Origin of the sequence: Synechococcus sp. R6-7, from assembly GCF_047461695.1 — a bacterium.
In the GTDB taxonomy this organism is placed as follows: Bacteria; Cyanobacteriota; Cyanobacteriia; order Thermostichales; family Thermostichaceae; genus Thermostichus.
This window is the reverse complement of the sequence record NZ_JANSHS010000439.1, coordinates 1-2,683: the sequence shown is the minus strand read 5'-3', so window position 1 is coordinate 2,683 and position 2,683 is coordinate 1. Positions and strand designations below refer to the sequence as shown.

Annotated in this window: 3 protein-coding genes and 1 pseudogene; all 4 read right to left on the bottom strand. The window is 58.9% G+C overall.

What is annotated here, in order from left to right; all coding sequences use genetic code 11:
- Positions 1-199, bottom strand: a pseudogene (locus tag NW815_RS12325) (hypothetical protein); the annotation flags it as partial.
- Between the two features lie 109 nt (positions 200-308).
- Positions 309-1,493 carry an LL-diaminopimelate aminotransferase gene (locus NW815_RS12320; protein WP_414388669.1) on the bottom strand — a complete coding sequence of 395 codons (1,185 nt, stop codon included), beginning with the start codon at positions 1,491-1,493 and terminating at the stop codon, positions 309-311.
- Between the two features lie 49 nt (positions 1,494-1,542).
- Positions 1,543-2,127 (bottom strand): TolB family protein, encoded by a 585-nt coding sequence (locus NW815_RS12315; protein WP_414343009.1) that lies wholly within the window; start codon positions 2,125-2,127, stop codon positions 1,543-1,545.
- Between the two features lie 58 nt (positions 2,128-2,185).
- A complete protein-coding gene (locus NW815_RS12310) occupies positions 2,186-2,470 on the bottom strand; it encodes a DUF427 domain-containing protein (RefSeq protein ID WP_414328853.1) in 285 nt (94 codons plus the stop codon).
- Positions 2,471-2,683 lie beyond the last annotated feature (213 nt).

Here is a 2,683-nt window from a genome sequence, read left to right as displayed (position 1 = left end):
CAAACTGAAAGTCAAAATAGTCAAGTCCTGGGGGCATGGTCTGCAAAACTTGAAACAGCCCTTCGGTAAGGGCTTGCTGCTGTCGGCTATCCAAATCCTGAAAAGAGCGGTAGAAGAAAGGGCGACCTGCCCGACTCAAGAGCGCCACCCCCATCACCCCACGGATGGACAAAAAACTGTCGAGCGTTTCCTTCTCCATGCCCACTCAACTTGGGTAACACTCTTATCCTGACTTAGATTGCCCGAGGGTGGGCGAGCACAACCAACCGAGAGCTGGATGCTCGATGTTTGGGATTGATGTTTGGGATTTAGGAAATGCACCGGGACAAAAACGCCTCGATCCGTCCCACCGCCTCCTCCAGACGGGATCCCTCGACCACCAAAGCAAAGCGGACATAGCCTTCCCCACTGGGGCCAAAGCCAGAACCGGGAGACAGGGCAACCCCTGTGGCTCTCACCAAGTCCAGACAAAACTGGGCAGAAGAGCCGCGATAAAACTCCGGCAGAGGCGCCCACAGATACATGGTGGCTTCTGGCAAGGGCACAGGCCAACCGATGCGGTGTAGAGCCGCCACAGCTATATCCCGTCGCTCGCGGTACACCTGCCGCCAGCGCTGCAAAAAGCTATCGGGAACTGTCAAAGCTGCTGCTGCCCCCCGCAGAATGCCCTGGTATTGGTGGAAGTCGATGGTGGATTTCACCCACCGCAGGGCTCGGATCAGCTCTCGGCTGCCAATGGCGTAGGCCACCCGGAATCCCCCCATGTGATAGGACTTGGAGAGAGAAAAAAACTCGATGGTGCGGGTTTTATCGGGATCCGCCTGCAGCGCGGAAGGGGCTACCTGGCCGTCGAAACGCCAGTCCACATAGGGAAAATCGTGGGCCAGAACGATGTCGTACTGCTGACAAAACTGCAGGGTTTCTTGCCAAAACTCCGGGGTGACGGTGGCAGTGGTGGGGTTGTGGGGGTAGTTCAACACCAGCAACCGTGCCTGCCGGCAGATTGCCTCCGGGATCCGATCCCAGCGGGGCAAGAAGCGGTTTTCCGCCCGCAGGGGCAGGTAGTAGGGGATCCCGCCCGCCAGATGGATCCCGCCCGCATGAGAGGGATAGGCCGGATCCGCAACCAAAGCAACATCGCCGGGGTTGAGCAGGGCCAGGGGCAAGAGGGCCGTTCCCTGCTGGGATCCGATCAACGGCAGCACCTCTGTTTCCGGATCGATCTCCAGGCCGAACTTGCCCCTGTACCACTTGGCGCAGGCAGACCGAAAGTCCGCCGTGTCGTGAAACAGCGTGTAGCCATAGGTAGAGGGATCCGACAGAGCCGATTGGATGGCCGCCAAGGAGTCTGAAGGTGGGGGCAGATCGGAGGATCCCAGAGACAGATCGATCACATCCAGGCCAGAGCGACGAGCCTCTCGCTTGGCTCGATCCATTTGGTCAAACACATTGCCGCCGAGGGGCTGAAGTCGCTGGGCGAGGGGAATCGACATGCAACAACTCTTGCAAAGCAGGGGGGTCTATCCTAGCTTGAGGATCCCCTCAGGGATTGTCGTCAGCATTGGGGGAAGAAGGTGAGGTTGGACGCGTGCTGGCCGCCGGCCCCCGGTCGAAAATCTCGATGTGCCACTGTCCTTGGCCGTTGCTCTCAAAAGCGATAAACCGGCCATCGCCGCTGATGGTGGGGTTGCGCACATCTCCCGGCACCCGGCTGCTGATGTTTTCTATCCTGCGGGTTTCGCGGTCGTAGAGAAAAATCTCAGACTTGCCCAGAGCATTGGAGACATAGACGATGTAGCGACCATCGGCGCTGATGTCGGGCGAGGTGGCCGCCACGTCGCTGGAGTTGAGGCCGGGCAGATCCACCAAGCGACGTTCCACCGTGTCGTAGAGAAAAATATCCTGGCTGCCGCTGCGGGCCGAGGAAAACACCAGGTAGCGGCCATCTCCGTTGAAAGCAGGCTCCCCATCGGGGAAGATGCTGTTGAGGCCACTGTTGGTCAGGCTAGGACGTGGGGTGCGAAAGCCTGCAGGGCTGCAGCCCAACAGCACCAGGCTCAATCCGGCCAGGCCCAGCTTTCTCGCCCACCGGGCCGCGCCAAACAGGATCCGGCCATCGGTCAGCATGGCATCGCTTCTCCAAACCACTTTTCCCATCATACCCGGTTGACAAACTCGGCTCCGGCTAGGGCTCCACCTTGACACCCTTCCAGAAGGCCACATAGCCCCGGATGTTGGCCGCAGCGGGTTTGGGATCCGGGTAGTACCAGGCGGCATCTTTGTTCTCCTGGCCGTTGACCACGAGGGTGTAGTAGCTGGCCTCCCCCTTCCAGGGGCAGGTGGTGTGGGTAGAGCTGGGCTGGAAGTATTCCCGGCGCAGAGATTCCGGCGGAAAATAGATGTTGCCTTCTACGGTTTCGTAGCGGTCTGTCTCCGCCACCACTACCCCATTCCAGATAGCCCTGGGCATGGAAAACCTCCTCTTGCCAAGTTTTGGATATCGGATTTTTGAGTTGCGGATCCCGGCGGATGAGGCCGCCTTGCTTTGAGCTTAACTCTTCCCTTCCTCTTATGATCGTTTTGTATTGTCCCTTGTATTGTCCGATGAGAAGCTCTCTGTCCGGTGGGGAAGCCTGCCGATCCCGAGAGCAAAGTGGAGCATGACTCTAGTCAATAATAAGCT